General features: G+C 39.5%; 24 protein-coding genes and 1 riboswitch. Of the genes, 20 read left to right on the top strand and 4 right to left on the bottom strand.

Annotated elements, in window-relative coordinates; genetic code table 11:
- The first annotated feature begins 2 nt into the window (after positions 1–2).
- Positions 3–104, top strand: a riboswitch (purine riboswitch).
- A gap of 161 nt (positions 105–265) precedes the next feature.
- Together ACFWE9_RS08730 and ACFWE9_RS08725 are read left to right on the top strand one after the other, a co-directional pair.
- Positions 266–865 carry a xanthine phosphoribosyltransferase gene (locus ACFWE9_RS08730; protein WP_230157029.1) on the top strand — a complete coding sequence of 200 codons (600 nt, stop codon included), beginning with the start codon at positions 266–268 and terminating at the stop codon, positions 863–865.
- The gene (locus tag ACFWE9_RS08725; protein WP_377356468.1) at positions 858–2,171 is read left to right on the top strand and encodes a nucleobase:cation symporter-2 family protein; all 1,314 of its coding nucleotides are present in this window, start codon (positions 858–860) and stop codon (positions 2,169–2,171) included. The genes ACFWE9_RS08730 and ACFWE9_RS08725 overlap by 8 nt, the downstream gene beginning before the upstream one ends.
- A 394-nt stretch (positions 2,172–2,565) precedes the next feature.
- Here the strand turns inward: ACFWE9_RS08725 and ACFWE9_RS08720 are convergent, their stop codons facing one another.
- Positions 2,566–2,823, bottom strand: a complete 258-nt coding sequence (locus ACFWE9_RS08720; protein ID WP_377356466.1) for a chemotaxis protein CheC — start codon at positions 2,821–2,823, stop codon at positions 2,566–2,568.
- Between the two features lie 379 nt (positions 2,824–3,202).
- Here ACFWE9_RS08720 and ACFWE9_RS08715 point away from each other — a divergent pair, with 379 nt between their 5' ends.
- The 7 genes from ACFWE9_RS08715 (at position 3,203) to ACFWE9_RS08685 (ending at position 12,071) form a co-directional block, all read left to right on the top strand.
- Positions 3,203–4,291: a type III polyketide synthase gene (locus ACFWE9_RS08715; RefSeq protein ID WP_377356464.1), complete on the top strand. Its 1,089-nt coding sequence runs from the start codon at positions 3,203–3,205 to the stop codon at positions 4,289–4,291.
- The gene (locus ACFWE9_RS08710) at positions 4,291–4,821 is read left to right on the top strand and encodes an isoprenylcysteine carboxyl methyltransferase family protein (RefSeq protein WP_377356462.1); all 531 of its coding nucleotides are present in this window, start codon (positions 4,291–4,293) and stop codon (positions 4,819–4,821) included. The genes ACFWE9_RS08715 and ACFWE9_RS08710 overlap by 1 nt, the downstream gene beginning before the upstream one ends.
- Positions 4,822–5,318: 497 nt before the next feature.
- Positions 5,319–9,032 carry a dynamin family protein gene (locus tag ACFWE9_RS08705; protein ID WP_377356460.1) on the top strand — a complete coding sequence of 1,238 codons (3,714 nt, stop codon included), beginning with the start codon at positions 5,319–5,321 and terminating at the stop codon, positions 9,030–9,032.
- A 16-nt stretch (positions 9,033–9,048) separates the two neighbouring features.
- Complete coding sequence (locus tag ACFWE9_RS08700) at positions 9,049–9,189, top strand: hypothetical protein (RefSeq protein WP_230157037.1); 141 nt, start codon at positions 9,049–9,051, stop codon at positions 9,187–9,189.
- 287 nt (positions 9,190–9,476) lie between these two features.
- Positions 9,477–10,304: a sulfurtransferase gene (locus ACFWE9_RS08695; RefSeq protein WP_377356458.1), complete on the top strand. Its 828-nt coding sequence runs from the start codon at positions 9,477–9,479 to the stop codon at positions 10,302–10,304.
- Positions 10,305–10,389: 85 nt separating this feature from the next.
- On the top strand, positions 10,390–11,265 hold the full coding sequence (locus ACFWE9_RS08690) for a 5'-3' exonuclease (protein WP_230157097.1): 876 nt from the start codon (positions 10,390–10,392) through the stop codon (positions 11,263–11,265).
- Between the two features lie 527 nt (positions 11,266–11,792).
- The gene (locus tag ACFWE9_RS08685; RefSeq protein ID WP_230157040.1) at positions 11,793–12,071 is read left to right on the top strand and encodes a DUF6123 family protein; all 279 of its coding nucleotides are present in this window, start codon (positions 11,793–11,795) and stop codon (positions 12,069–12,071) included.
- Between the two features lie 44 nt (positions 12,072–12,115).
- On the opposite strand, the gene ACFWE9_RS08680 is transcribed toward ACFWE9_RS08685, so the two are convergent.
- Positions 12,116–13,024 (bottom strand): DMT family transporter, encoded by a 909-nt coding sequence (locus ACFWE9_RS08680; protein ID WP_230157042.1) that lies wholly within the window; start codon positions 13,022–13,024, stop codon positions 12,116–12,118.
- Positions 13,008–13,421: a reverse transcriptase-like protein gene (locus ACFWE9_RS08675; RefSeq protein WP_230157043.1), complete on the bottom strand. Its 414-nt coding sequence runs from the start codon at positions 13,419–13,421 to the stop codon at positions 13,008–13,010. Before ACFWE9_RS08675 ends, ACFWE9_RS08680 begins: the two co-directional genes overlap by 17 nt.
- Before the next feature lie 227 nt (positions 13,422–13,648).
- Here ACFWE9_RS08675 and ACFWE9_RS08670 point away from each other — a divergent pair, with 227 nt between their 5' ends.
- The 3 genes from ACFWE9_RS08670 (at position 13,649) to ACFWE9_RS08660 (ending at position 15,147) form a co-directional block, all read left to right on the top strand.
- The gene (locus ACFWE9_RS08670; protein WP_377356455.1) at positions 13,649–14,329 is read left to right on the top strand and encodes a reverse transcriptase-like protein; all 681 of its coding nucleotides are present in this window, start codon (positions 13,649–13,651) and stop codon (positions 14,327–14,329) included.
- Positions 14,326–14,511 carry a zinc-finger domain-containing protein gene (locus ACFWE9_RS08665; RefSeq protein ID WP_230157045.1) on the top strand — a complete coding sequence of 62 codons (186 nt, stop codon included), beginning with the start codon at positions 14,326–14,328 and terminating at the stop codon, positions 14,509–14,511. The genes ACFWE9_RS08670 and ACFWE9_RS08665 overlap by 4 nt, the downstream gene beginning before the upstream one ends.
- A 303-nt stretch (positions 14,512–14,814) precedes the next feature.
- A complete protein-coding gene (locus ACFWE9_RS08660) occupies positions 14,815–15,147 on the top strand; it encodes an HD-GYP domain-containing protein (RefSeq protein WP_377356453.1) in 333 nt (110 codons plus the stop codon).
- A gap of 91 nt (positions 15,148–15,238) precedes the next feature.
- Here the strand turns inward: ACFWE9_RS08660 and ACFWE9_RS08655 are convergent, their stop codons facing one another.
- A complete protein-coding gene (locus ACFWE9_RS08655; protein WP_230157047.1) occupies positions 15,239–15,703 on the bottom strand; it encodes an RrF2 family transcriptional regulator in 465 nt (154 codons plus the stop codon).
- 171 nt (positions 15,704–15,874) lie between these two features.
- On the opposite strand from ACFWE9_RS08655, the gene hmpA reads away from it, so the two are divergent.
- From hmpA to ACFWE9_RS08615, 8 genes are all read left to right on the top strand, one after another.
- Entirely contained in the window at positions 15,875–17,083 is a 1,209-nt protein-coding gene (gene hmpA, locus ACFWE9_RS08650) for an NO-inducible flavohemoprotein (protein WP_230157048.1), read from the top strand.
- 334 nt (positions 17,084–17,417) lie between these two features.
- Positions 17,418–18,506, top strand: coding sequence for a glutamate 5-kinase (gene proB, locus ACFWE9_RS08645; protein ID WP_230157049.1), 1,089 nt, complete (start codon positions 17,418–17,420; stop codon positions 18,504–18,506).
- A gap of 42 nt (positions 18,507–18,548) precedes the next feature.
- Positions 18,549–19,796: a glutamate-5-semialdehyde dehydrogenase gene (locus ACFWE9_RS08640; RefSeq protein ID WP_230157050.1), complete on the top strand. Its 1,248-nt coding sequence runs from the start codon at positions 18,549–18,551 to the stop codon at positions 19,794–19,796.
- 80 nt (positions 19,797–19,876) lie between these two features.
- On the top strand, positions 19,877–20,323 hold the full coding sequence (locus tag ACFWE9_RS08635; protein WP_377356450.1) for a general stress protein: 447 nt from the start codon (positions 19,877–19,879) through the stop codon (positions 20,321–20,323).
- Between the two features lie 660 nt (positions 20,324–20,983).
- The gene (locus tag ACFWE9_RS08630; RefSeq protein WP_230157053.1) at positions 20,984–22,915 is read left to right on the top strand and encodes a sigma 54-interacting transcriptional regulator; all 1,932 of its coding nucleotides are present in this window, start codon (positions 20,984–20,986) and stop codon (positions 22,913–22,915) included.
- A 186-nt stretch (positions 22,916–23,101) separates the two neighbouring features.
- The gene (locus tag ACFWE9_RS08625; protein ID WP_230157054.1) at positions 23,102–24,076 is read left to right on the top strand and encodes a hydroxyacid dehydrogenase; all 975 of its coding nucleotides are present in this window, start codon (positions 23,102–23,104) and stop codon (positions 24,074–24,076) included.
- Between the two features lie 84 nt (positions 24,077–24,160).
- Positions 24,161–24,343, top strand: a complete 183-nt coding sequence (locus tag ACFWE9_RS08620; RefSeq protein ID WP_377356472.1) for a DUF3311 domain-containing protein — start codon at positions 24,161–24,163, stop codon at positions 24,341–24,343.
- On the top strand, positions 24,343–25,839 hold the full coding sequence (locus ACFWE9_RS08615) for a sodium:solute symporter family protein (protein WP_377356448.1): 1,497 nt from the start codon (positions 24,343–24,345) through the stop codon (positions 25,837–25,839). Before ACFWE9_RS08620 ends, ACFWE9_RS08615 begins: the two co-directional genes overlap by 1 nt.
- Positions 25,840–25,858 lie beyond the last annotated feature (19 nt).

The raw sequence follows: 25,858 nt of genomic DNA, 5'->3' as shown, positions 1-25,858 counted from the left end.
TTAATAAAATATTAAGTTTCACTCGTATAATCGCAGGGATATGGCCTGCAAGTTTCTACCGAATTACCGTAAATGATTCGACTATGGGTGAGTAATGGATCTTGTTGCATAATGGACGGCTTTTCCCATTCATTTTTCATTCATGCCCAAGAAATATTGCTTCACTCCAAAAAAGTGCCGCAATGTTTCCTGGGCTTTTTTATTTGCCGGGAAACGATTGCCTAGTTTATGGGTCAATAAACATCCACGATTGGGAGGAACCTTCATGCAACTTTTAAAGGAAAAAATCTTGTCCGAGGGTCAAGCTTTATCAGAAGACATTTTAAAAGTAGATTCATTCTTAAACCATCAAATGGATCCTCTGCTAATGAAAGAAATTGGTAAAGAATTCGTAAAACGTTTCGGACAAAAGGAAATAACGAAAGTGCTGACCATTGAATCTTCAGGCATTGGACCTGGTTTGATGGCTGCGTTAGAATTGGAAGTTCCGCTAATTTTTGCACGTAAACGTAAATCACTTACTTTAACAGATGATTTAGTGACGGCGTCCGTACATTCTTTTACAAAAAAAGAAACCAACACAATTACGGTTTCCAATAAATATATTGAAGCTGGGGATAAAGTTTTGATCATCGATGACTTCCTTGCGGTCGGACAGGCAGCCCGGGGCTTGGTGGATATCTGTAAGCAGGTTGGAGCAGAAGTGGCCGGAATTGGCATCGTTATTGAAAAAGCATTTCAAAGTGGTGGTAAGGATCTTAGGGAACAAGGTTTTCATGTGGAATCTCTTGCGCGAATTGCAAAGTTGAAATTCGGTGAGATAACGTTCGCTGAGGAAAAGGAAGGGGCAACCGCCAATGTCTAATCAATCACCATTGAAAGTTGCTTCCTTAGGATTACAACATGTTCTTGCAATGTACGCAGGTGCAATTGTCATTCCATTGATTGTCGGTGGGGCACTGGGATTGACTGCAGCACAGTTAACTTATTTAGTATCGATTGATATTTTAATGTGTGGAATAGCAACCTTATTGCAAGTGTGGAAAAATAAATTCTTTGGAATTGGGCTTCCGGTCGTCCTAGGCTGCACATTCACAGCAGTTAGCCCGATGATTGCAATTGGTACGCAATATGGAATCAACTCCATTTATGGATCTATTTTGGTGTCGGGATTGATTGTCGTTTTAATTAGTAAATTCTTCGGAAAACTGGCAAGGTTCTTCCCACCCATTGTCACTGGTTCGGTCGTTTTGATTATTGGCATTACGCTCATTCCTGTTGCAATCAACAATCTTGGCGGAGGTCAAGGGGCTGCTGATTTCGGTGACTTGAATAATGTAGCTCTTGGCTTTGGAACTCTATTATTCATCATATTCATGTATAAATTCTCAACGGGATTCGTACGCTCCATTTCTATTTTATTGGGGCTGTTAGTCGGAACTTTTGTAGCTTTCTTCCTTGGAAAAGTGGATTTTAGCTCAGTGGTCAGTGCCACGTGGCTGCACTTGCCACACTTCTTCTACTTCGGCACTCCGACATTCCACGTCACACCGATCATTACAATGACCTTGGTGGCGATTGTCAGCTTGGTGGAATCGACTGGTGTTTATTATGCCCTTGGTGAAATTACGGACAAAGAGATTTCAGAAGACGATCTAGCTCGCGGATATCGTTCTGAAGGTCTTGCCATCATGATTGGCGGTTTGTTCAATGCGTTTCCATATACGGCTTTCTCACAAAATGTGGGATTGATTCAATTGTCAGGCATTAAAACAAGGAATGTCATTTATACGACAGCAGGTATCCTTATTTTCATAGGTTTTGTTCCGAAAATTGGTGCATTCACGACCATTATCCCTTCCTCCGTACTTGGCGGTGCAATGGTTGCGATGTTTGGTATGGTGATTGCCGCTGGAATAAAGATGTTGAGCAAAGTGGATTTTGCTTCCCAAGAAAATTTATTGATCATCGCTTGTTCAGTAGGCATGGGCCTTGGGGTAACAGTCGTTCCCGAGTTATTTGCCCAAATTCCTCAAAGCTTTCAAATCTTAACGGAAAACGGTATTGTAGCCGGAAGTTTGACAGCCATTTTCTTGAATATCGTCTTTAACATCGTCCCGACAAAAGGGAAAGTAAAGGAAGAGCGTATAGAAGGGCAAAAAGTAGCCTAATTAAAAATTGATTCGGTAAACTTGATAGATTCACCTAATAGATGTCCCCTGATCCTCAAACAATTGAGGATAGGGGCATTTTTTTATTTTGCCCGGAGATTGATCACAGATCATGATTTTTTCATGAAATGGGGTTTTGTCAGATAAAAGGAAACTCTCTTCACTTTTTGAATATATTGATAGTATAAGTTCAGGAAAGTAGTGATAGAGATGGAGAAAAAATATTGTATTCATTGCCGGACCATTTTAAGTCAGGAGTACAGGTGCAGAGTGTGTGGAAAAGAGGAGTTTCAAAATATCATTATTCAAGTACAAAATCAATCCTCATTAAAGAAGGGAGAATGAAAGCCCCCCCTTACCGAGTATTAAGGTAAGGGGGTTTTATTATTTATGACTACATTTCAATCATTAAGATGATATGAATCGTACCTGCCCCATCCATTGAAATGGGTAAATGGATTGCTTCGTTAAATCCATACATTTTGGTTTTGCCCACAATGACAGTGGGCGGTGTAATATCCATTATTGTATCCTCGCTAGCTAAAGAGGTGGCGACATTGCCTGCGAGCATATTGCCGAGTTCTGCAGCGAAAGATTCAAGCATTTCACCTTCTAATGGCATGCCAAACATGCTTTCACCTATCTTGCTCATGCATCCGTTTGTACCTTCGATGATTAATCTTCCACAGATATCCCCTGTCATCCCATGAGGACGCTAATGGATTCCTGTTCGAAAGGCTGTCTAATGAGGGATGGCTTTTGAATGTCTAAAGAGAAAGGAAGAACGGACTTGACCGCCAGGATGGTTCCGTTTAAAACTTTTGTAATTATAGCGTTGATTTCCAAATTCAATCCCCAGTTTGTATGGTTATGTTCTCTATTTTAACAATAAAATAGGTGTTTTTACCTATTTTTCGAGAAAAAAATAAAAAAATAATAAACCATCAATAAATATACCCATTAAGCTATAAAGCATAAAAGGGTTTATGGTGGGTATATTAACCATATAAAGAATAATAAGGAGTGGGTTCATGCCATATTTATTATCTGCATCACATTTAAAGCTCCCATATTTGCTTTCACAGGAAAAAATAATGGAATTTTCGAGAGAAATATTCGGACCTTCATTTAAGAATATTGAAAGATTACTAAAGGCCTTTAAGAATGGCCAAGTAGAAAATCGTTATTTTACAAATGATCTTGATTGGTTTAAAGAGGAGCATACTTTTGCCGATCGGAATGATTTATACATCAAGCAGGCGGTCGAGTTTGGGAAAGAGGCGATAGAAAAATGTCTAGCAAACACAGAGTTTTTAAAAAACGAGCTGCAGGCAAATGAACTAGATGCTTTTTTTTATATTTCAAGCACGGGGATGGCTACCCCGACCATCGATGCCAGGATAATGAATGAGCTCCCATTTAACCCGCATGTCAAAAGAATTCCGATTTGGGGGCTCGGATGTGCAGGGGGAGCGAGTGGACTATCGCGTGCATTTGAATATTGCAAAGCATACCCGAACGCAAAGGTCATTGTCTTAAGTGTGGAATTATGTAGTTTGACATTTCAACGGAATGATATTTCCAAAAGTAACTTGATTGGAACCTCCCTGTTTTCTGATGGAGTAAGCTGTGTCTTGGTTTGCGGCGATGAAGTGCCATGTGAACAGTTTTCAAGAAAAGGACGTCATTTAAAATTTTTGGATTCCCAATCTACGCTTATGCCGAATTCTTTGGATGTAATGGGGTGGGATGTGAAAGACCAAGGTTTATACGTGGTCTTTTCAAAAGATATCCCTACTATCATCAAAGAGTGGCTTAAACCGAATGTCCAAGAATTTTTAATGGAGAATGGGTTGGAACTCCAGGATATAAAAGATTTCATTGCTCATCCTGGAGGAAAAAAAGTCATTGATGCTTATCACGAAGCTCTGGGATTCGATGAAAGAAAGACGGCTGAATCAATGAGTGTATTGAGGGAATTTGGCAATATGTCCTCTGCTACCATATTGTATGTCTTGGAGAGGTTCATGCAGCGCGGCGGAAATGAAGGTGAGTTGGGCTTGGCTGCTGCATTGGGTCCTGGATTTTCATCGGAACTTGTGTTAATGAGGTGGAAATGATGATATTCGCCATTTTCATTATTTTGATTGCCTTACAGCGCATCGTTGAATTATATATTGCCAAACAAAATGAAAAACAGCTGAAAGTGGACGGAGCCGTAGAATACGGTAAGTCCCATTACAGATGGATGGTTCTGATGCACCTAAGTTTTTTTATAGTTCTCATTATTGAAGTGAACGTGTTTGAAAGGAATGTCGCTGGTCTATGGCCGATTTGGCTGACCCTTTTTCTGATTGCACAGTCAGGAAGGATCTGGGTAATCAGTTCTTTGGGGAAACATTGGAATACAAAAATTATAGTGGTTCCTAATGCAGAGGTAGTCATAAAAGGTCCTTATAAATATTTTAAACATCCGAACTATATCATAGTAGCAACCGAAATTATTGTTATTTCCTTATTATTTAGTGCATATTATACAGCAATCATCTTTAGTTTATTGAATGCATGGATGATGGCAGTAAGAATACCCCTTGAAGAGAAGGCACTAAAAGAACATACGGAATATTCTGTGGTTTTTAAGGGAAAATAATAAAAATTTCAATTTCTTATTGAAAATGATTATCGTTCGTGATAAGATTCTAAATGAAGATGAAAATTATTCTCAATCACATATCGATAAATTTTTTAATGAACTTTAAAGCTACCCAATATATTAGAGGATGGTGTATGTAATGGTCTGGTTATTCATTATATTGACAATCGCTACATATAGTTTTGTGATGAAACATGTATTAAGTAATATTCAAAAACCTGCAAAGGCAGTAAAACCTTATAGAGAGTCATCAGTGGAAAGCCAAGCTGCATTTAACCCCACCCCTACAACCAGGTAAACAACCTGGTTTTTTTTGTGCTTTCAAGACTTATACCCAAGGTATATTCAAACGATTTGAATCCACTTTGAGTGGTTTTTTGAACATGGCCTGTAAAGATTCATATAGTAAAACTAAAAGCTGACGGTATGAATAATGAACGAAATCGTTTACAATAAGAGTATTAAAATGACGATAGATTAAGGGGTATGGATTCATGATTCAAGAAACATTAAAACAACAGTCTAAATTGGGGATTTTGACTGCCATGTATGAGAAATTTCAATCGGCAGGTGATACAGGCAACGCTGATAAACTAAAACAGTTAATCATGAAAGTGAATAAAGAGGAGTTCATCATTGCTTTTTGCGGGCATTTTTCTGCTGGAAAATCAAGTATGATCAACTTTCTCCTTGATGATCAAGTATTGCCTTCAAGTCCTATTCCAACGAGTGCCAATACGGTTAAAGTCCAAAAAGGTGAAGATTATGCCAAAGTCTTTTATCATAATCAGCCGCCTGTCTTATTTCCTGCACCTTATGATTTTAAAGAGGTCAAGAAATTTGCCAAGGATGGTGATTCAGTATCGGCAATAACAATAAGTTCCAATCATTTCTCCCTTCCGGATTCATGTGCGATCATGGATACGCCAGGTATCGATTCGACTGATGATGCACATAGAGTTTCTACGGAATCTGCCTTGCATCTTGCAGATGTCGTGTTCTATGTTATGGATTATAATCACGTACAATCAGAAGTGAACTTCCTTTTCACTAAAGAATTGTTAGAAGCTGAAAAACCGACATACTTAATTATTAATATGATTGATAAGCATGATGAGAACGAGCTTAGCTTTCAAGACTTCAAGCTCTCCGTTTCTGAAGCATTTGCGAACTGGAATGTCTATCCGGATGGGATCTTTTATACGTCTGTAAGAGATTTGAACAACAGCGAAAATGAAATAGAAGTGGTCCGCCGATTTATATATGAAATGGCAGGCAAAGGTCAAAATGATGGGAAAGATGCCATCATGCAATCGGCTAATGCCCTTGTGGAAAGGCATCTTAGTTGGCTGAAGGAGCAGTTTGAAGAGGAACATGCCGATGATTTTGAAGTATTGGCAGAACTTCCTCACGAAGAGCGAATTCACCTGACGAATCAAGTGGACAGCCTATTAAAAGAAAAAAATTCATTAACTGGACGTATAGAGGGTATCAAGTTCCAATATGCCGATGCATTAGAAACAATTTTGAAAAGTGCGTACATCATGCCCGCGTCTACACGGGACCTAGGTGAATCTTTCTTGGAATCGGCACAGCCGGATTTTAAAATGGGATTATTATTTGCCAAGAAAAAAACGGAAGCCGAGCGTGAGATACGGATCAAAACGTTCTTGTCGGATTTACAAGAAAAGGTGAAAACCCAGCTTGAATGGCATCTTAAGGAGTTAGCGGTTAAAACGCTTAATCAAGCGGAAATCCATGATTCAGCACTTGAAAGTAAGGCTCAGTCACTTCAAATCGAGGTCACGGAAGATTACATAAAAAACTCCTTGAAGCCTCAAGTTGATATTACGGGTGAATACGTCTTAAACTATACGAATGATTTGGCCTCAGCCATCAAAAAGAAAGCCCGTGATATATCAGAAGAATTATTGAATAATGTGGTTGCCGTTATGGAAGGAATAGTTGAACAGCAGTCCATATCCATCGATAAGGAGCTTGAAGGTTTTTCTGAATTTGCGGAAGCCCTGAAAGTTACTGCGGCAATGAACACGGAAATCGAGTTTCAAACGGAACGATTTGAGGCCATTGCCAATCAAACCGAATCATTAGTCGATGAACGCGATATCGATATGCTATTAACACAATGGAACGAAGAAGAAAAAAATATTACAGTCAAAATCATGAATACCGATGAAGGAAGTACTCCAATGCCATTCAAGGTACAACCTGAAACGGATCAAGATAAAGAAAACAAGGAAGCTGTACCATCTGTGACTGTTACTTCATCGGATGCTCCTGATTTACGCGGCAAGGAAAAGCTGATGGAAACATCAACGAGTTTACAGCAGGCGGCAAAGCTGATTCAACCGTTGAGAGGGTTTCAGTCACTTTACAAGGAATTGACAGATAAGGCAAAACGCTTGGAACAGCAGACTTTCACGGTTGCCCTTTTCGGTGCATTCAGTGCGGGTAAATCTTCCTTTGCCAATGCGTTAATGGGAGAAAGCGTCCTTCCTGTTTCACCTAATCCGACAACTGCTGCAATCAATAAAATCATGTCTTCCGACGCTGAGCACCCACATGGCACAGCAACCGTCAAATTAAAGACAGAAGTCATGCTGCTAGAAGATGTAAGCCTGGCTTTAGCTGCTTTTGATAAATCGGCAAAGACACTAGATGAAGCCCATCATTTAGCAGGGCAAATCATTGAAAAAGCAGGGGAAGTGGATAAAGGGAAAACACATTTATCCTTCCTTAGGGCTTTTCATCAAGGAATGCCCCAGCACAAAAATGATTTAGGAAATGTAGTCACGGTTGATCTTGAAGGGTTTAAACGTTTTGCTGCAGAGGAATCCAAGTCGTGTCTTGTTGATTTGATTGAATTGCGTTATGACTGTGAAATGACAAAACAAGGGATGGTGCTTGTTGACACTCCTGGGGCGGATTCGATAAATGCCCGTCATACAGGCGCTGCTTTCGAATATATCAAGAATTCTGACGCCATCCTTTTTGTGACCTATTACAATCATCCATTTTCCCGGGCAGATAGAGAGTTCTTGATACAACTTGGACGTGTGAAAGATTCTTTCGCCATGGATAAAATGTTCTTTATTGTCAATGCTGTCGATCTTGCACAAACAACTGACGAATTGGACGAAGTGATGGATTATGTCACAGATCAATTGAATGGATTCGGTATCCGTTTTCCAAAACTGTTCCCGCTTACGAGTAAAGGAGCGTTGTTGGAAAAACAAACGCCTGGTTCATTTAAGCATTCGTTCCTTCCGAATAGCGGAATTTCGAAATTCCAAAACCAGTTCGATTCTTTCATCGAAAACGATTTAACTGGACTTGCCATTGAATCAGCTAAAGCGGCTGTAAAAAGAACGGAAGAACTGCTCAGTGATGTAATTACAGCTTCCAAGCAGGATGAAAAAGCCAAACGAAAAGCCCTGGAGTCCCTTTCAGGTGAGGCACAAGCCATTACGGAACTTCTCTCCGTCATAAAAGGAGATGCAGAAAAACAACGCTTGAAAAAAGAAATTGATGAATTGACTTTCTATAGCAAACAACGGGTCTTTTTCCGGTTTAATGATTTCTTCAAAGAATCGTTTAACCCAGCCGTTTTAAAGGATGATGGAGGGGATCTGAAAATTGTCCTCAAGCAAGCCCTTAAGAACCTATTGGAGGCGTTAGGCTTTGACCTTGCCCAGGAAATGCGGGCGACAGCCTTAAGGACAGAAATGTTCGTAAATAAATTGTTGAATGAGAAACAAAGCGGTTTGCTTTTGCAAATGCAAAAAGTAAGAAAAACACTATCATTACAGCCTTATGAACCAAATGATAGAGAGTCCCTTGAATTTACTGGTGCTTTTGACCAATTGGATACGGGGGAATTCAAAAAGGAATTGTCGTTATTTAAAAATCCTAAGTCTTTCTTTGAAAAAAATGAGAAAGTGAAAATGAGTGAAGGACTTCAGCAGCGTCTGGATGAACCTGCCCTAGTGTTCGTGAAAGAGCAGGGTGAACGGATCTTCGATATGTATAAAGATGTACTTGATCAAGAGTTACTGGCGATTCAAGAAGAGTATAAGACGGAAATAGCGGATATCTTTGCAGGTTTACGTGCAGCTTTAGAGGAAAAGGTCGATATTCCTTATTATGAAAAAGCAGTAGCGGAATTGGCAAAAATGCAATCGAAATAGTAACGAGGTTCCATTCATGAAAGAAATCCTTATTTCTCGATTGAGATACCTAGAAAAGCAAGAGAATAAGATCGTATTGATGGCTGCTGTTACTGGCAGCCATTCTTTTGGTTTATCCTATATGCTCATAAAGATAAACGAACATACCTCAGTTTGAGTCAGCCCGTTCAAGTGATTTAATTGAAAGAAGGCTGATACGAAGGCTGGGTAATATTTTAATCCTTTAGTCATTCGGTAATAATCTGTTTGTGAATAGCTTGATTTAGATTTGATGGATCAAAATGATAACGTGGATGGCTCGTATATTTAGGGATAAACAAAAAGAAGGATGTACAATCAACAAGAAAAGTGAAAAGAATCTTTCGTTATTAGAAGGGAAATCACTTTCCTTAAAGAATGAAATAAATAAGCAGCTTAATCAATATGAAATAGGGGGATTTGCAGATGGGGTATATAATGGAAAAAGAAGAACTGTTACCGTTGTTGAATTCAGTAGATATCAGAATATGTGACTGTCGCTTTAAGCTAGGCTCTCCAGATGTTGGGTATAGTGAATACGAAAAAGACCATATTACCGGTGCAGTTTATTTCGATCTTGAAAAAGACTTATCGGGGGATGTTCAAGAACATGGCGGAAGACATCCTCTTCCTGACCTAAAAACGCTTAAAGATAGACTGGAATCCAAGGGAATATCCAATGATACGATACTTGTTGCTTATGATGGAGGGGAAGGTTCCTTTGCTTCGAGGTTTGTCTGGCTCCTGAGCTATCTCGGACATCAGAAAGTGTATGTACTTAACGGCGGATATCGGGCCTGGAAGGATGCGGGCTACCCGATTGACACGAATCAAAAAGAGTATACTTCAACAGAATATCAAATAGATTTGAATGAAACCGTTTTTGCATCTTATGAAAAAGTGAAGGATTATACAACGAAGAGGCCTGATGATACCGTATTAATCGATTCAAGGGAATCTAAACGGTTCGAGGGGATCGAGGAGCCGATTGATAAAAAAGCCGGACATATACCTGGTGCAGTCAATAAGGTGTGGACGAAGGTTCTGGAAAATGGCTATTATAAGAAAAAGGATGACCTTCAGGCGAATTTCACAGACATCGGCAAGGATAAGGAAATCATTGTATATTGTGGGTCCGGTGTAACCGCATCTCCCAATTATGTCGCTTTGAAAGAAGCGGGTTTTAAAGATGTGCGAATATATATTGGCAGTTTCAGTGACTGGATTTCCTATGATGATAATCCTATTGACTGATATTGTTTCCAATTAAACGTCCCTTAACAAAGTGGACAGGTATGGTAAAATGGAAGTACATCATGATAGAGGTGATAATGTGTTAATGAAAGAAAATGAGCAGCATCCTTCCTTTATGCTTGTCGATGGGATGGCGCTATTATTTAGAGCTTTTTATGCAACGGCAGTTACTGGTCAGTTCATGATTAACTCAAAAGGCATTCCGACTAATGCCGTTCAAGGATTTTTGAAACATATGCTGACGGCGGTGAATCATTTTTCACCTAGTCATGTAGCAGTTTGCTGGGATATGGGCAGCAAAACTTTCCGTAATGAATTATTTGATGGATACAAGGCTAATCGTTCAGAAGCTCCAGTCGAAATGATTCCTCAATTCGAACTGGCGAAAAAAGCGGTTGAAGCATTTGATATTCCGAACATAGGGCTCTCCGGATATGAAGCGGATGACTGTATCGGGACGATTGCGAAGGCATCTGCCCAACATAGCCGAGTGGGTATTTTGACAGGCGATCAAGATATGCTCCAGTTAATAGATGAAAACATATCCGTACTTTTGTTGAAAAAAGGGTATGGTAATTATGAAGTGCATAATCCCGATAGCTTTTTTGAGTGGAAAGGGATCACGCCAAGGCAAATGATCGATTTAAAAGCTCTAATGGGTGATACAGCTGATAACTATCCCGGAGTTAAAGGAATTGGGGAGAAGACAGCGTTGAAATTATTGATTCAGTACCAAAGTATTGAAGGGATTCTTGAAAATGTAGCTTCATTGACGAATGGCCAGCGAGCTAAGATTGAAGCCGCCGTCGATATGCTTCATTTATCCAGACAACTTGCAGAAATAAAATGTGACGTACCCATATCATGTTCTTTGGATGATGCGGTCTATCAGTATGATCGTGAGAAGGTCAAAAGTCTGGCAAGGGATCATGAATTCAGGGCTTTACTTCGTATGATTTAATAATGGTACAAAGCGAAGGCTCTCAGTATGTAGAAAAAAAGGTTTCGGAATGGTCTCATTCCGAAACCTTTTTGATTTTTTATTGGATTTGTAGCAGTTTTAGTAAATATTCATTTTACGGACAAAGTGATTCGCTGGCACCAGTTGATCTCGCTGAAAAGAATCATGTTTAGAAAGCATCCTTATCCCCTCAAGTTTAATCCTTCTATTTTAATAAAAAAAGACTGTGGAGTAAGTTCTATCTAAATATTAAAATATTGGAAAGGAAGGTACGAGACTCCTGCTTAAAAAAGCGCGTCAACGGGAGACCCCGCAGGCGCCGAGGGCGGACCGCCCGCGGAAAGCGAGTGCCTGTAGTGTAAATAAAAAACTCTAGGCAAACTCGATTTTCATCGAGTTAGTCTACAAACTGAGGAGCTACCCAAATGGAGCTCCTTTAATTTGCAGGATGAATTTTTTGTCGAAAAATGGATAGTCAAAATCTTTTATTTACGGTAAGATGAAAATAAGGCAAGAAAGATGGAGTGATGCAAAAAGTGGGGAAATCAACAGAAGAGTATGTTAGTTTTTTAGAAGGTAAGGGGTTCACTTTCGGTAATGACGCCATTGGTTTTATTTATTTTGGTAAGCGCTACACGGACGCAAGTGATATATTAGTCAATGCTGCAATAGAATTGACTTTGAAGGTTCAAAAGAATTTTGATGGTAGCTTTTATATCTCGTTTTTGGAAAATTTAAAACAAAATGGCATAGAAACACGTAGCGCAGCGGTATCGTTTGCAAAAGACCAGGGGTTGCTAAAATAAATCGGACTTCGTTATTTGGAAGTCCGATTTATTTATTTAGATTTTCAAGAAAACTCCTGTGTTATCGTTTTCTTTTTCCTCGAAGGAAGCTCAGCAAGAATCATCCCTAAGAAAATGAATGCGCATCCGATGATGGAAGCGGTAGTCAATTTCTCCCCAATCAGTATGTATGAGGATAAAGCAGCAAAAACGGGTTCCATAGAAAAGATCAATGCCACTCTTGTAGGCGTCGTATAGGCTTGGAAAAAGGTTTGAGCGAAAAAAGCGAACGCCGTCGCAAGGGCTGCCGTGACAAGTAAAGCAGTCCAGACGTCTTTCTGTAACATGACCTCCGAGCTGAAGATGACAGAATGATTCTCTTTGAAAATCAAGGCTGAAACAAAGGATAATAAAGATACGGTAGAAATCTGTATCAGCGTCAACGGTAAAGCGGGAAGCGTCTTGGCATACCTAGCGGTTGTAATGATCTGCATGGCAAAACTTATTGCGCATAAAAATACCAGTAAATCACCGATGTTCAAATTTGAACTGTCAGCGAAGGTCATTAAATAGAGCCCAACTGTTGCGGCTGCAACACCTAACACTGTATTGCGGGAAAGCCTTTGCTTTAAAAGCAGCAGAGAAAAAACAGGTACCATGACAACACTTAATCCCGTTATGAAGCCCGTCTTCGCTGGTGTTGTATAATTCAATCCGACCGTTTGAAAACCATAACCAAGAAAAAGCCAAACCCCGATATGAATTCCTGCTTTAAAAAGGCCTTTATTCCAAGTCTTTCCCCTATTGTGAAAAGTCAATGAATATGGGATGAGCAATAAAACTAAGGCCATGAAGAAACGGACGGCATTAAATGTGAAGGGGTCAAGAAATGACAAGGCGTTTTGAACCATGACAAAAGTGACACCCCAGATAAATACAACGAATAATAATGAAATATCAGCTGTCTTGTTCATGGACTTCCTCAATCTTATTTAATCGAATCGCTCGCCTAGCCAACTCATCAGCGGACTTGTTTTCGAGATTTGGAATCCATTTCATGAAAAATAACTCAAGCTCGTCGGAAAGGGTAAGCGCTCGATCAAGTAATGGGGCATACTTATTTTTTGCAAATCTTTTTTCAATGGCTTGGTTGATGGCTTGGGAATCAGTCCGAAAAGACACGACTTGATATTTATTGGCTATACAAATTTCTAGTGCTTTAATTAAAGCATGATACTCCGCTTCATGGTTTTCCATCATTCCAAGCGGAATGGAATGCCGCTCGACCACTCCGTTATTATTGATGAAAACACCTGCACCACTTGGACCTGGATTGCCCGCACTGGCACCATCAATATACACTTCAATCATGATGTGCTCCTCCTTTTCGTTTAAGTTGTTAATATGCTATGATTAAAAACTATTTCATATAAAAATATTAAGATTGAAACATGAGAATTTCAGGCTGATATGGGAACTATAATTAAAGAAGTGATTCAATTGCTTACATTATATTATAAATGGTATTACGAAAGATAGGTATCAAAATTGTACGACTGTACTGCTTGAATAGTGAGATGATAAGGAGCTGGAAATCTTTGAAGGTAATTATGCAATGGACATATCATGCTTCAAAAAAACCATCCGCCGATTTCGTTTCGGATTGGCTTGATGCCGGTATTGCACTAGTCATTACAGAAGACCTTGAAAAGGCAGGCAGGCTGAAAGAAGTGGAATTCAAGGATGAATTCGATACAACATGGACAAAGAAGGAGTTAAAGAAACTCTTAACGGAAGTTGAGGAAGAACCGCAGGATGTGACGGTTTATTTTGATGGTGGTTATCAAAAAGCAGAAGGGGTGGCGGGAATTGGTGTAGCCATTTACTTTCGTCAAGGTAAAAAGTTTTGGCGTTTACGCACTAATGTAAAACTGGAGCAATTCGAATCCAATAACGAAGCGGAATATGCAGCCTTTCATGAAGCCGTTAGGCAGATGGAAGAACTTGGGGTCCATCACCAAAGCTGTGTATTTAAAGGGGATTCGCTTGTTGTTTTAAATCAACTTTCCGGTGAATGGCCCTGTATGGAAGAAAACTTAAATAAATGGCTGGACCGCATTGAAGCGAAACTGGATAAGTTAAAGATCATCCCGGTCTACAAGCCAATTTCACGTAAAGAGAATCAGGAAGCAGATCGATTGGCCACTCTAGCTTTACAGGGAAAAGCCATTTTCAGCAAATCAGAAATTGCTGAGTCAAAGGAGCCATATCAACAATGAACAGGAAAAAAATATATGAAGAAGTAGAAGATGTGCTCGCTTCATTTTGCCAAGATTGTTTTTTACGAAAACATTTTCGAAAAGAGAAGGGGCGTGCTTATGCTCACCAGTTCTGTATATCAGAATGTACAGTTGGTGAGAAGTTAAAACAGCTGGGCAATGAACTTAGCGACCGCTCGTAAATATATGAAAACTGTTTTTATAAATACATGATTACATGAAGGATATGGTATTATAGGTAAAAAATAGAGAAATGGTGTAGGCGCTGAAGAATAGAAACGGGAAGCCGAATAGTAAATGGATTCCACCTCTTACGATCCCTGAAATTGATTTCATAATGGAAGAAATGAATTAAGGGAAAGAAAGTGAACCCGCTTTAACTGAATATCATGTGCAACCTAAAGTGAAAATCCTTAAAAGGTAATGAAGGAAACATACAGCAGAAATCGGTTGAAGTAATTAAGTCGAAAATTTCACCTGCCATTGTGGAGGCTGCAAAGAATCCGGATATTTATTACCCTTTCGAAGAGGTGCAAACAAAGAACGAGTACACTTATAACCATAATATCGGGGTCGGGATCATTGGCACTTATCTAGGGATGAAGCTTGGATTATCGAAAGAAAGCCTTTCCGAACTGACATTGGCCGCCACCCTGCATGACGTGGGCAAAACAAGCATTCCCGAGAGTATATTGGAGAAATCAGGGAAATTGACAGCGACAGAATATGAAGAAATGAAGCGCCATACCATTTATGGGTATGAGTTACTTAAAAATATCCCTGACGATCATTATGATCAATCCAAACGATCCCCTTAAAGTTTTAATGAAAACAAGTACAGGGATCATAGATTTACGAATGGAAAAGGAGATGCAGATCGAACGGATCATAGGTTAACAAAAAGCCCGATTATAAGAAATCGGGCTCTTGGTCATTATGCTTTACCGAATCGAAATAGGCTTTGAGCATCACTTTATTTTCGCTGAAGTCTGCAATCGTATATTGGTCAAGGACCTGTAGAAAAGCGTCCAAGGCATTATTCAGGACAAATTTCAAAGAACAAACAGGAGAAATCACACAATTATCGTGATCTTTAAAGCATTCCACTAAATAAAAATCCTCCTCGGTCTTCCGTACCAGTTCACCTACATTTATTTCAGCAGGTGATTTTGCAAGCCGGAAACCGCCATTTCTTCCACGTATCGTCTCTATATATCCTAATTTCCCTAGATTATGAACAATCTTCATCAAATGATTTTTAGATAGTTGATAAACCTCTGAAATTTCTTTTATATTGGATAATTTGCTTTGGTCGTGGGAAGCTAGGTAAATCAACACTCTAAGTGAGTAATCGGAATAACTCGTCAACCTCATGTTTTATCGCCTCACATTCTATCCCCATTTGACTATATCATAAATGTGAACATTTTATAAACATGAAAACTTATTTCTTGAAAAGATGTATTAGAAATATTGCTTTAAATACAAATTCGTTTTAATATAAACATGTATTTAAAATACTTGTTAATGAAGAGAGGTTTATCTATGCTATCCCAGAAAACGATCGATATTATCAAATCCACTGTACCTGTTTTAGAAGTACATGGTACAACTATAACAACTGTATTCTACAAAAATCTTTTCGAAGCACATCCTGAATTATTAAATGTTTTCAATCACGCCAATCAGAAAAAAGGGCGTCAGCAAACTGCACTTTCCAACACGGTTTTGGCTGCAGCTAAACATATAGATCAACTTGAAACGATATTACCTGCCGTAAAGCAAATAGCACAAAAACACAGAAGTCTCGCAGTTAAACCGGAACATTATCCCATTGTAGGACAATATCTATTAGGTGCTATCAAGGAAGTATTACAAGATGCTGCTACAGAAGAAATTCTCCAAGCTTGGGGAGAGGCCTATGGAGTCATTGCCGATGTATTCATTAGCATCGAAAAGGAAATGTACGACCAAGCTTCCAATCAGGTCGGTGGATGGTCGGATTTCAAACCATTCACTGTGGTTGAAAAAGTACGAGAAAGTGATGTAATCACTTCCTTTTATTTAAAGCCATCAAATGAAGATGAGGTTCCATCATTTCTTCCTGGACAATATATCACCGTTCGTATCGAGATACCAGGTGAACGATATTTATTCAACCGTCAATATAGTTTGTCCGATGTACCAGGAAAAGATTACTTCCGGATTTCCGTTAAAAAAGAAAAGCCGGGAATCTCTCCTGATGGTAGGGTCTCTAACTACTTACATGAATCCATTCAGATGGGCGACAGTATAGACGTAACGGCTCCTGCAGGTGATTTCACGATCGATTTGGAAAAACGAACACCTGCAGTATTCTTGAGCGGAGGCGTTGGCATAACACCTTTCATGAGTATGGTCCATGCCGTAGCTGAACAAAAACCTGATCGTGATGTCCAATTCATTCATGCGTCCGATAATGGTCATTTACAGCCGTTTAGAATGGAATTAATAGATATTAAACACAAGCTTGCCAGCTATCAATTATCCTTTGTTTTTAAAAATCCGAGTGAGGATGATAAGAACATGCCGAATTTTGAGAAGGAAGGGTATATCGATAAGGAATTATTGAGCCGTCATGTAAAACCTGAAGCTGATTATTATGTGTGTGGTCCTGTTCCTTTCATGAAAGCCATCATCACTTACCTAAAAGAGTTGGGGATCGACTCGGATAAAATTCACTATGAGTTCTTTGGACCGGCCATAGCGTTATAAGGTTCATTCATCTTAGGAATGTTATTGACATCAAGAAGATAATTTAGCATACTATATTAAAACCATGAACGTTGAGAGAAGATTAGTATGCGAGAATTACTGTGACAGAGAGCGGCGTCAATTGCTGGAAGACCCGCGACAGGAAAGCGCAGAACCTGCTTCTTGAGTCCTATGCAAAACATAGGCGCAGATCCTGGCGTTAACAGGCAAAGTGGAATGCATCAACTTGCATTCAATGAAGGTGGTACCACGGAGAGAAGCCCTTTTCGTCCTTATTTCAAGGATGAAAAGGGCTTTTTTTCATGTCTATGCTATTTATTGGAGGAAAAAATCGATGGAAAAGAAGCGCATCGTTGTAAAGATAGGAAGTAGTTCTTTAACGAATACACAAGGTGAAATCGACCAAAACAAATTTTCCGATCATATCCAGGCTGTGGCAGCATTAAGGAAAGCGGGACATGAAGTGGTCCTTGTTTCATCAGGTGCGGTAGCGACAGGTTTTCGCAAGCTCGGATATCCTACGAGACCTGTCACTCTTAAAGGGAAACAAGCGGCTGCAGCTGTAGGGCAAAGCCTATTGATACAGTCATATATGGAACAATTAGGGCACTTTGGAATCGTTCCAGCGCAGATTTTATTGACACGGAAAGATTTCTCGAAAAAAGATCGATATCAAAATGCATATGCAACATTAATGGAATTACTTGAACGCGGCATACTTCCAATTATTAATGAAAACGATACGGTATCGGTCGAAGAGTTGACATTCGGTGACAATGATATGCTTTCAGCCCTCGTGAGCGGGTTGGTTCACGCTAACCATTTGATCATTTTAACGGATATTAATGGGCTTTATGATTCCAATCCCCAAACAAATCCAAGTGCCAAACGATTTGATAAGCTTTCCGAAGTTACGGCGGATTTATTGCAAATGGCCGAAGGAGCTGGTTCCAGTGTTGGTACAGGTGGTATGAAATCGAAGCTGATTGCAGCCCAAACAGCACTGTCTCTGGGAGTGAAAGTATTTATCGGATCTGGTGAAGGGAGTGAAAAACTTCTTACGACCCTGGAGGGCAATGGTGATGGCACCTATATCGGCAATGATGTCTTGACGACTGTAACGAAAAACAAACAGTGGATTTCCCTTCATTCACAAGTATCCGGAAAAATATTCGTTGATGAAGGTGCTGAAAAGGCTTTAGTTTCAAATGGCAGCAGTCTATTACCGGCTGGGATTTATGAAATTAAAGGTGTGTTCAGTAAGGGGGATGTCGTCGAGGTCTATGGTGCAAATGGATTATTGGGGCGGGGGGAGGTTCTTTATTCTGACGAAGAATTAAAACAGGCTATGGGCAAGCGGACAACCGAGCTTGTGTTCACATCCATAGAGGTCATCCACCGCGATAAATGGGTGAAAGCATAGGGGAAGATCAATTTTAGCGAAGGAAAAGGGGGCAATTTGAAAATGAGTGAAGTGATTGCGAAAGGAAAGGCAGCGAAAGCAGCAAGTTTCCAGCTAATTGGATTGACAACGGAAAAGAAGAATGAAGCACTTGAGAAAATTGCCAAGCAACTTATTATCGATAAAGATTTTTTGATAAAAGAAAACCAAAAGGATCTGGAAGATGGCAGGAAAAAAGGCTTCAGTGAGTCTACATTGGATCGAATTATGTTAAATGGTAACCGTATAGATGACATGGCTGCGGCCATTATGCTTTTAATCGATTTAAATGATCCAATTGGGGAACAATTGGAGACGATCGAAAAAGAGAATGGTTTATTAATTAAAAAGTTACGGGTGCCGATCGGTGTAATCGGGATGATTTATGAAGCAAGGCCGAACGTGACCATCGATGCAGCTACATTATCCTTGAAAACGGGGAACGCCGTCCTATTAAGGGGCAGCTCGTCAGCCAAGAACTCGAATATGGCCCTAGTCTCTTCCATTCATAAAGCTTTAGAGAAAACGGAAATTCCAGTGGACGCTGTTCAGTTAATCGAGGATACAAGCCGTGAAACCGCTAAGGAACTTTTTCATCTTAATGAGTATTTAGATGTTTTGATTCCCCGCGGTGGAAAGAATTTAATTGAAACGGTCATTAAGGAGTCCACTGTTCCCGTCCTCGAAACGGGGGCAGGTAATTGTCATATTTTCATTGATCAAACGGCAGATATCACCATGGTTGAGAAGATTGTATTGAACGGTAAAACACAGCGGCCTTCCGTATGCAATGCAATTGAGAGCCTTTTAATACACGGAAAATGGTTTGAAGAAAATGGAAAACGAATTTTGGAAATCCTCGACGAAAAGGGTATTGAAGTTTACGGAGACAAAGCAGTTTGTAACGCTTTTCCGAAAGCGAAAACGGCTACGGAGGAAGATTGGTCAACTGAATACCTAGCATTGAAAATCAGCGTGAAAGTAGTAAACGGTGTATCGGATGCCATTGAACACATTAACCGATACGGTACGAAACATTCCGAAGCAATCCTAACAGAAGATGAACAAAACGCTTCCTTATTTTTAAATAAAGTAGATGCAGCAGCCGTTTATCACAATGCTTCCACTCGCTTTACAGATGGTTTTGAATTCGGTTATGGAGCAGAAATCGGCATATCCACGCAAAAGCTTCATGCACGTGGACCAATGGGTTTACCTGCCTTAACATCGAGCAAGTATTTCATTTATGGCCAGGGGCAAATCCGGGAGTGACATTCATTTTTGCATAGAAGGTTATTAAAACTCAATTAAGGGTATTGTATAGTACATTACTTTTAAAGGAGCAGATACTTATGGACAAGAGGTTTATAGCAATATATGAAAATGAAAATGAAGCGATTTCGGCAGTCGGAAATTTAAAGGAACAAGGATATAACTCCGATCAAATATCAGTAGTAGCAAAAAACATTGATAACTTACCAAATGAAGCTGAGGAAGTCAGCCCAGCTAAGACTGATGGATTGGTAGCTGGGGCAGCAGCTGGAGGAGCTGTCGGATTGACTGGCCTACTTATTGGAATGAGTGCATTAGCCGTACCGGGAATTGGTCCGATTTTGGCAGCAGGCCCGATTTTCGCCACGTTTGGCGGAGCGGCAGCCGGTGCAGCATCAGGAGCAGGCGGATTGAGGAAGCCATTATTGGATATTGGACTGAAGGAAGCGGAAGTCGATAAATATGTGGAAGACATCAAGTCCGGGAAAATCCTTGTCATTGCCGATTCTTCGTTAGTTCGTAAGTAAAAATCACCATGGAACAATTTAAGAAGATTGACAACAAACCCTGTCCTCAAATACCCAATATGTGTTTATTGAAAAACCCCGTTCAGGATTTCTTGAACGGGATTATATGTTTTTAGCCTAATTTTATTATCAGTTACTAAAAAATCAAAAGGAATTCCCCATTTGTATGAAGAATATAAGGAATATGTACTATTAGTGTGAAAGGAATGAAAATTATGAAAAAAATAGGTGATGAATAAAATGATATACCAGTAATTTGTTTTTATACTGAAGTTCATGTTACATGCGTATTCTAACGATGAAGATCAGAGGAACATAAACATTCGAAGAAAAAGGTTAGTGGCGTTTGAATGTGACACCCATACCCCTTTAAATAGGTGACTAATGTTTTTGGATCATTATCAAAACATTCGAAAAAACCCACGATAACAGGGTTTTTTATTTTTCAAAAGAGATTTTTCATAAATGAAATATCTAAATAAATTGCGGACGATTAATTTTTTTGGAAAGTGCCAATTGGTAATCAGGATAGCAAGCCATTTAATTTTCATATGATTGAAAATTTTGCTTGCCATTCTTAGCTATCTCGATTATTTCAAGTCCATGTTTAATGCTAGTAGATAATATCCAATAAACCTATATGATTTTGAGGTGTGTGCTTTGATAAAAATTAAACTCGTTGTTCCTCGAAAAGGGTATATAACGGACGCTTTTGAAAGATTTGAGGAATTCAACCAATTGGAAGAAGCGGAAAATAATGATGATGGTTCAGTGAAGTTTGTGTTAGAGGAGGTAGTTGTGGATGCTGATCAGATTGTGAAGCTGAAGCTTGATGCTGATGTAGTCATCTCACGGGGATTAATCACGAAGCTTTTAAAGGAATGCAATGAATTAATTCCTATCGTTGATATACCTGTACAAGGTATAGATCTCATTCGTTGTCTGTATGATTGCAAGGCACGTTTTGGCAGTAAAAAAGTGGCCGTTATTGGAGCGTTAAATATGATTTATGGCGTGGAAAACCTTTCTGATATCGTTGATTTGCCAATCCAGTCCTATATATTAAATGATATCGAGTCCTCCGCCAGTTTAGTAGATTTAGCGGTCAGTGATGGCTGTGAGGTGGTGCTAAGTGGTTTAAGTACCTGTAAATATGCTGAAGAGATAGGATTGGGAGCCATTCTCGTTAATACTGGAAAGGAATCATTTCGGCAGGCGTTGATCGAGGCGAAAAGAGTAGCTCTTGTCAGTAGAAGGGAACAGGAGAAGACCAAGCGCTATCAAACGATTCTTAATTATGCCTATGAAGGGGTTATTGCTATAGATTTAAAAGGGCAAATATCTGTATTTAATACGGCGGCTCAGGAGATATTATCCATTTCCAAGGGGAACTTAATTGGAAATTCTATATATGAAATAATAAAGCATGGAAAATTTCGTGATATGTTTTTAAGTGACGATGAATACGAAAAAGATATCGTTGCTTACCAATCTATTCAATTATCGGTAAAAAAAGTTGGGATATTTTTAAAAGGTAAAAAAGTGGGGGATATGGTCGCCTTTCAAGATGTTACACGCATTCAGGAAATGGAAGGGAAATTCTATCGGAAGTTACATTTACGCGGACATGTGGCTAAGTACACATTTGATGATATATTGTATCGGGGTCCCGAAATTAAGCGGACGATTGAAACAGCTCAACATTATAGTGAAGTAGATTCAAACATTCTTATAATTGGAGAAACCGGAACGGGCAAGGAAATATTCGCCCAAAGCATACATAATCATAGCAGCCGGAAAAATAAACCGTTTGTAGCCATTAATTGCGCGGCGCTTCCCGAAAATTTATTGGAAAGTGAGCTCTTCGGATATGCAGAAGGAGCTTTCACGGGTGCTATGAAAGGCGGAAAGCAAGGATTTTTTGAACTTGCTCATAGAGGTACCATCTTTTTGGATGAAATAGGGGAAATCTCCCCAAAAATGCAAAGCCGGCTGCTCCGTGTCCTGCAAGAGCGGGAAATTATGCGCATTGGCGATGATAAAGTAATTCCGGTTGATGTGAGAATTGTGTCGGCAACGAACAAAGACCTCATGCAAATGGTCAAAAGTAATGACTTTCGCGAAGATCTGTATTATCGCTTGAGTGTACTGGACCTTTTATTGCCTCCACTTCGGGAACGCAGGGAGGATATTCCGTTATTGGTGAATGCTTTTATTCAGAAAGGTCATTCGGATCAAAAACAAATTAAGATTACGGATGCTGCCAAGAAAAAGCTGAGTGAAGAGAACTGGGAAGGGAATATTCGCCAATTGCAAAATTTTTGTGAGCGATTAAGCGTTCTTTATAAAGACAAGTTAATTGATGTGTACGATATCGAAATGTTTTTTCCGAATAATAGTAAAAAGAAAATAGTGTTGAAACAAGAGGAAGAAAGCGGGATGTCGCCTGGGATACATTTATCCGAGCGTGAAAGAATTGTTCAAACGTTAATAAGGGTTAATTATAATAAGGGAAAAGCTGCCTCTGAGTTAGGGATGAGTCGCACGACTTTATGGAGAAAGATGAAAAATTTACATATTGAAACAAATTGAAACATAAAGAAACAAATTAATTCATTTTGAAACAATTTGTTAACTTCATTTATGTCTTGATTAAGAACGAAAAGGCTTGTTTCTTGGATAATACTGATGTTTTTTATGTTGGCACAATTATTGTATATATACAAAGGAGTAGGAAAGATTTATCCTTCCGGGTTAACAAGAAAGGGTGGTGGGCATGTGAGTCATTTAGTGTATATTCCACAAGATATTGAGAAAGAGGGCAAAAGTTATTTAGTGGAAAGAGGCTATAAGATTAAAGTAGGGTCTGACCTGGCGCAAGAAATTCTAATCGAAGAAATCAAGGATTGTGATGCAGTATTAACGAGATCGACGGCTGTAATAAATAAAGATGTTATTCAAGCAGCTGAAAACCTCAAAGTAATCGCTAAGTATGGAGTGGGCTTGGACAATATTGATATCGAAGCAGCTACAGAACGTGGCATTTATGTAACAAATACGCCAGAGGCAAATGCGAATGCTGTAGCTGAACATGTAATGGCATTGATTTTATCATTGTCCAAAAACTTAAACTTGGCTGATAAAGAGCTGCGCAGTGGGAATTTTGCTATCCGTAATCAACTTTTTGGCATGGACTTGGAAGGCAAGACTTTGGGGATTATTGGACTAGGTAGAATCGGCAGAATACTGGCCAAAAAGGCTTCGAAAGGCTTCGATATGAAAGTAATTGGCTACGACCCCTATGTTACAGCCGGCATGGACTCGGAATTAGAGATAGTAACAGATTTAGAATGGTTATTCAGAAACTCTGATGTTATAAGTCTGCATCTGCCGTTAACGAAAACAACGAAGGGTATAATCGGAAGCCGTGAGTTTACCTGGATGAAACCTTCTTCCTATTTTGTAAACGCTTCCAGGGGCGGTGTAGTGAAGGAAAGTGATTTAGTAAATGCTTTGCAAGCGGGCAAAATTGCCGGCGCTGGAATAGACGTGTTTGAAGTTGAGCCTCCTGATAAATGGAATCCTCTTTTTAAATTGGATAATGTGATTGTCAGTCCTCATAATGCGGCATTGACGAAGGAAGGTTCGATACGGATGGCTGTACATGCTGCCATGCAAGTGGAACAAGTTCTTACTGGTGTAAAACCGAATTGGGCTGTAAATGAGCCCTTAACTAAAGGGGTGTCAATGTAAGTACACGTATGTTTTTTAAAATAGCAAGGTATTAAAAAGTTCAGGTTGGCATTTGTTGATAAGGATGGTGAACAAATGAAGAAAATGATCTATGTGATAAGTGTGATACCAGCACTCGGCTCGCTTTTTGTTATCAATCGAATTGAACCTTATGTTTTAGGAATGCCATTTGTTCTTTTTTGGGCCATATTATGGGTATGTCTTACATCTGTATTTTTGATGATTGCTAATAAACTTGATCCTGCAACTAAGGAGGAAGAAGACTGATGAATGCAGCCCTGCTTGTTATCTCTTTCTTTCTCGTTCTGTGTATTTGGTTAGGACTTCAAGCACGAAAAGGTAAAAATATGAGTTTGGAACAATGGGCTATAGGTGGAAGAGGTTTCGGCAGCTTTTTGCTCTTCTTTTTGATTGCAGGTGAAATGTTTACGACATATACGTTTCTGGGGGCCAGCGGCGGAGCTTATAGATCCGGTATGCCTCCTGCCTTATACGCTTTCAATTGCTTCTATTTTGTAATCGCCTATTGGCTGTTGCCGCCAATTTGGAGGTATGCCAAAAAAAACAATGTCATATCTCAATCTGATTTTTATGACAAAAAGTACAATAGTCCGGCTTTAGGTATTCTTGTGGCGGTAATTAGCGTTATTTCAATTATTCCTTATCTGATTATGCAGTTGAAAGGGTTAGGAATAATCGTATCGGAAGCCTCCTATGGCTCCATCTCTCCTAATGTGGCTATAGTTGTAAGTGTAATTGCAATCACAATTTATGTAACGGCTTCAGGAATGCATGGTGTAGCATGGACGGCCGTCATTAAAGATATCATGATTTTGGCAGTTGTCGTCTTTATGGGGATTTATTTTCCACTTCATTATTACGGTGGTTTGCAGCCGATGTTTGAAGCAATCGATACAGCAAAACAAGGATTATTGATATTCCCTGAACAAGGAATGAGTATCTCTTGGTTCATTTCCGCTACGATTATGACGGCACTTGCCTTCTATATGTTTCCTCATATGTTAGCGGGAGTGTTCTCTGCAAAAAGTCCAAAATCACTTCGTTGGAATGCTGGGATTATGCCAATTTATCAAGTAATCATCATTTTTTCGCTTTTTATTGGTTTTTCTGCGATACTTCAAGTTCCGAATTTACAGGGAGCAGAAGCAGACTTGGCTTTATTTAAAATGGCGAAGATGTCATTCGATCCCTGGTTTGTTGGAGTGATTGGAGCATCTGGGGCGATGGCCGCCCTAATACCTAGTTCACTCGTGTTGACGGCTACGGCCACGATACTTTCAAAAAATGTATATAAGGTGTGGAAACCAAATACATCAGATGAACAACTTCGGAGTTTGAGCAGGATGTTAGTACCGGTCATTTCTATAGTGACTCTATACTTTACGTTCAATGGCGGGGAGTCAATTTTTACGTTGTATCTTATGGCATATAGTTTCATGGCACAGTTGTTCCCAGCTCTTTTTTTCAGTCTGTGGAAAAAGAATCCCGTTACCGTTCAAGGAGCTTTTGTCGGCATGATTGTGGGAATTCTGCTTGTCATATACTCGACTACTTCAGGTACGACACTTGCCACATTATTTCCATCACTACCGCAAGCAGTACAGGATCTTGATGTGGGGTTAGCTGTATTACTTATAAACATTGCAGTAACTTTGGGGGTTAGTGCTGTGACAAGAAAAACTTCAATCCATGTGGAAGAAGATGGTGAACAAGTTTCGGGTATGGGGAAACTTGTTAAATAATAGTAAAAATGAGTTCAAT

This window comes from Peribacillus sp. NPDC060253, from assembly GCF_042727425.1.
Classification (GTDB): Bacteria; Bacillota; Bacilli; order Bacillales; family DSM-1321; genus Peribacillus.
The sequence above is the reverse complement of the archived record's forward strand: the minus strand, read 5'-3'. Positions and strand labels throughout refer to the sequence as shown.

Excerpts from the sequence above, each read along its gene's own strand:
- ACFWE9_RS08730 (WP_230157029.1), top strand. The coding sequence starts at position 266 with ATGCAACTTTTAAAGGAAAAAATCTTGTCCGAGGGTCAAGCTTTATCA.
- ACFWE9_RS08725 (WP_377356468.1), top strand. The coding sequence starts at position 858 with ATGTCTAATCAATCACCATTGAAAGTTGCTTCCTTAGGATTACAACAT.
- ACFWE9_RS08720 (WP_377356466.1), bottom strand. The coding sequence starts at position 2,823 with ATGAGCAAGATAGGTGAAAGCATGTTTGGCATGCCATTAGAAGGTGAA.
- ACFWE9_RS08715 (WP_377356464.1), top strand. The coding sequence starts at position 3,203 with ATGCCATATTTATTATCTGCATCACATTTAAAGCTCCCATATTTGCTT.
- ACFWE9_RS08710 (WP_377356462.1), top strand. The coding sequence starts at position 4,291 with ATGATATTCGCCATTTTCATTATTTTGATTGCCTTACAGCGCATCGTT.
- ACFWE9_RS08705 (WP_377356460.1), top strand. The coding sequence starts at position 5,319 with ATGATTCAAGAAACATTAAAACAACAGTCTAAATTGGGGATTTTGACT.
- ACFWE9_RS08700 (WP_230157037.1), top strand. The coding sequence starts at position 9,049 with ATGAAAGAAATCCTTATTTCTCGATTGAGATACCTAGAAAAGCAAGAG.
- ACFWE9_RS08695 (WP_377356458.1), top strand. The coding sequence starts at position 9,477 with ATGGGGTATATAATGGAAAAAGAAGAACTGTTACCGTTGTTGAATTCA.
- ACFWE9_RS08690 (WP_230157097.1), top strand. The coding sequence starts at position 10,390 with ATGAAAGAAAATGAGCAGCATCCTTCCTTTATGCTTGTCGATGGGATG.
- ACFWE9_RS08685 (WP_230157040.1), top strand. The coding sequence starts at position 11,793 with ATGCAAAAAGTGGGGAAATCAACAGAAGAGTATGTTAGTTTTTTAGAA.
- ACFWE9_RS08680 (WP_230157042.1), bottom strand. The coding sequence starts at position 13,024 with ATGAACAAGACAGCTGATATTTCATTATTATTCGTTGTATTTATCTGG.
- ACFWE9_RS08675 (WP_230157043.1), bottom strand. The coding sequence starts at position 13,421 with ATGATTGAAGTGTATATTGATGGTGCCAGTGCGGGCAATCCAGGTCCA.
- ACFWE9_RS08665 (WP_230157045.1), top strand. The coding sequence starts at position 14,326 with ATGAACAGGAAAAAAATATATGAAGAAGTAGAAGATGTGCTCGCTTCA.
- ACFWE9_RS08655 (WP_230157047.1), bottom strand. The coding sequence starts at position 15,703 with ATGAGGTTGACGAGTTATTCCGATTACTCACTTAGAGTGTTGATTTAC.
- hmpA (WP_230157048.1), top strand. The coding sequence starts at position 15,875 with ATGCTATCCCAGAAAACGATCGATATTATCAAATCCACTGTACCTGTT.
- proB (WP_230157049.1), top strand. The coding sequence starts at position 17,418 with ATGGAAAAGAAGCGCATCGTTGTAAAGATAGGAAGTAGTTCTTTAACG.
- ACFWE9_RS08640 (WP_230157050.1), top strand. The coding sequence starts at position 18,549 with ATGAGTGAAGTGATTGCGAAAGGAAAGGCAGCGAAAGCAGCAAGTTTC.
- ACFWE9_RS08635 (WP_377356450.1), top strand. The coding sequence starts at position 19,877 with ATGGACAAGAGGTTTATAGCAATATATGAAAATGAAAATGAAGCGATT.
- ACFWE9_RS08620 (WP_377356472.1), top strand. The coding sequence starts at position 24,161 with ATGATCTATGTGATAAGTGTGATACCAGCACTCGGCTCGCTTTTTGTT.
- ACFWE9_RS08615 (WP_377356448.1), top strand. The coding sequence starts at position 24,343 with ATGAATGCAGCCCTGCTTGTTATCTCTTTCTTTCTCGTTCTGTGTATT.